3 protein-coding genes are annotated in these 2,887 nt (G+C 59.6%); all 3 read left to right on the plus strand.

The genetic code is table 11. The features are described from left to right. Positions 1-6: 6 nt before the first annotated feature. Positions 7-255, plus strand: a complete 249-nt coding sequence (locus tag ACFQND_RS12345) for a copper-binding protein (RefSeq protein ID WP_377413654.1) — start codon at positions 7-9, stop codon at positions 253-255. A 72-nt stretch (positions 256-327) separates the two neighbouring features. After that, entirely contained in the window at positions 328-2,187 is a 1,860-nt protein-coding gene (locus ACFQND_RS12350; RefSeq protein ID WP_377413648.1) for a copper resistance system multicopper oxidase, read from the plus strand. An 8-nt stretch (positions 2,188-2,195) separates the two neighbouring features. Further along, positions 2,196-2,887: copper resistance protein B (locus tag ACFQND_RS12355; RefSeq protein WP_377413651.1), on the plus strand; the 692-nt coding region annotated here is incomplete at its 3' end.

Raw genomic sequence — 2,887 nt, forward strand, 5'->3', positions numbered from 1 at the left:
CCGGGCATGGCCATGGGCACGTCGGCAACAGCTACCGCGACAGAAGGTGAGGTTCGCAAGATCGACAAGGAAAACCAGAAAATTACCTTGAAGCACGGCGATATCAAAAACCTCGATATGCCCGGCATGACCATGGTTTTCAAGGTCAAAGACGCGGCCTTGCTGGACAAGGTCCAGGTGGGTAGCAAAGTCAAATTCAAGGCTGAAAAATCGGACGGCGCGATAGTCGTGACCAGCATGGAAGTTGCTCAGTAAGCAGAGGACAGAAGGAACGCCGACGCGGTCGGCGCAACTTCTATCACGTCACTTATTCAAAAAAAGATCACCATGGATGAACTGAAACGCAGATCGCTGCAGTCGCTGCTTAGCTTGGGCGCCCTGGGGGCGCTTCCACCCGCATGGGCACAGCTGCGCGCTGTTGAGATTGGCGCGGTACCCGTTGATCGCACCTACGACCTGACGATTGCCGAAACGGCGCTCAATATCACTGGCAAGCCGGCCATGGGCATCACCATCAACGGCACCATGCCGGGGCCTGTGTTGCGTTTCCGCGAGGGCGACGAAGTCGTTATTCGCGTGGCCAATCAACTTCGCGAAATCACCGGCGTTCACTGGCATGGCTTACTGGTGCCCAACAGCGAGGACGGCGTGCCCGGCGTTACCTTTCCGGGCATTCAGCCGGGAGAAACCTTTACCTACCGCTTCAAGCTGCGCCAGTCGGGGACGTACTGGTACCACAGCCATGCGGCGCTGCAAGAGGCGGCCGGGTATTTCGCCCCCATCGTCATCGACCCGATCACGCCCGACCCGTTCAAGTACGACCGTGAATACATTGTGATGCTTTCGGACTGGAACGACACGCCACCGCAGCAGGTGCTGGCGAACCTGAAGAAGGTTGATGGTTTCTACAACTACCGGCGAATCACGACGCCGCAATTCCTTGCCCAGTTGCGCAACGCACCCGACAAGAAGGCGCGTGAAGCCATCTGGAATGATCGCATGGAATGGGCCAAGATGCGCATGGACCCGACCGACTTCAGCGATGGCGGCGACGAGTGGACTTTCCTGATGGCGGGCAAAAAGCCTGCCGAAAACTGGACCGCGCTTTTCAAGCCCGGCGAACGTGTGCGACTGCGCTTCATCAACGCCTCGCCGATGAATATGTTCGATGTCCGGATTCCGGGCCTGCCCATGACTGTGGTGCAGGCCGACGGTCAGAACGTGAGCCCGGTCGAAGTCGATGAGTTCCGCATCGGCAATGGTGAAACCTACGATGTGATCGTGCAACCGAAGGAAGCCAAGGCTTACAGCATTTTTGTGCCTACCATCGCACGCATTGGCTACGCACTGGGAACATTGGCCCCAGAGTTGGGCATGAGCGCCCCAGTACCCGCAATGGGCCCGAAGCCGGTACGTACGATGGCCGACATGGGTATGGCGGGCATGGACATGAGCGGCTCAGCCAGTACCTCGGGTGCGGCAGATGCTTCAGGCATGGCCGGAATGCCCGGCATGGATACCAAACCCGCTGCAAATGCTGCCATGGCGGGCATGGCGGGTATGGATATGGGCAAACCAGCCGCCAATACGCCAGGCGCGTCTATGGCCATGCCGTCGAAGCCTGCCGACAAGGCCATGGCCGACATGCCTGGCATGTCAGCGTCGGGCAAGCCGGCGCCAGCAGCGAAGCCGGCGGATTCGATGGCAGGCATGCCCGGCATGTCGGACCAGACGGCCGCCGCCCCGATCACTGCCCCGATGGATGAGGACGGACTGCGCCGCCTGAAATACGCGCTGCTGCGCGCTGCCACCCGCAACGCCGACAACCGTGCACCAGAAAGAGAACTTTTGGTACGGTTGACCGGCGACATGACGCGTTATTTCTGGTCGATGAACGACAAAAAACTTTCCAACGCCAAGCCCTTCAAGATAGGCCTTGGGGAGCGTGTACGCATCAAGATGGTCAACGAAACCATGATGGAGCACCCCATGCACCTGCATGGTGTATTTATGGAACTGGTCAATGGCAATGGCGCCTTCGGTCCGCGCAAGCACACCATCATCGTGCCACCGGCGCAAACGGTGGAGCTTGATGTCACCTACGAAGATGAAGGTACCTGGGCCTTCCACTGTCATCTTTTTTACCACGCAGCGACCGGCATGATGCGTCTCGTCGAAGTAGCCTGAACCTTGCCATGACCAACAACTATCCCCAACAAATAGCATCGCTGCGCTGGCTCGTCGCTGCGGCCCTCGGCTTGTCCGCCCTGTCTGCTCAGGCCATGGAAGACGAGTCGATTTACTCCTACACCAGGGTCGAAGCCGGAACCGGTAAGATACGCGGCCAGGCGGGCTCAAGCCAGTCATTCAATGTGGACGGCTGGATCGGTGGCGACTTCAACCGCCTGTGGTATCAGTTTGACGGAGAACGCGCGGGGGGTCGAACCGAAACTGCGGAACTGCAACTGCTCTACGGCCGCTACATCGCCCCGTTTTGGGACGCGCAGGTGGGCCTGCGTCGTGACGAGCGGCCCGGTCAGCGCACTTACCTCGCCGTTGGCGTGCGCGGCCTCGCGCCCTATGCCTTTGACGTGGACCTGAAACTGTTTGTTCGCGACGATGGCAAGGTGTCTGCGCGCACCCGGTTCGAGAACGACTTTTTGCTGACGAATCGTTTCATCGCGCGTCCGTACATCAATGTGGAGTGGTCGGCCTCGAACCTTGATGCAACCGTGCGCAGGGGACCCTACCAGACCGATGTCGGCCTTCAGGCGCGATACGAGTTCAACCGCCAGTTCGCGCCATATGTCGATGTTTCACGAACCTTCTATCCGCGCGCGCAATCGGGCGGGCAGAGACCAGCCACCACGGTTCGCGCCGGCTTGCG

The sequence above is a fragment of the Polaromonas aquatica genome (assembly GCF_042659145.1).
Classification (GTDB): domain Bacteria; phylum Pseudomonadota; class Gammaproteobacteria; order Burkholderiales; family Burkholderiaceae_C; genus Polaromonas; species Polaromonas aquatica.

Excerpts from the sequence above, each read along its gene's own strand:
- ACFQND_RS12350 (WP_377413648.1), top strand. The coding sequence starts at position 328 with ATGGATGAACTGAAACGCAGATCGCTGCAGTCGCTGCTTAGCTTGGGC.
- ACFQND_RS12345 (WP_377413654.1), top strand. The coding sequence starts at position 7 with ATGGCCATGGGCACGTCGGCAACAGCTACCGCGACAGAAGGTGAGGTT.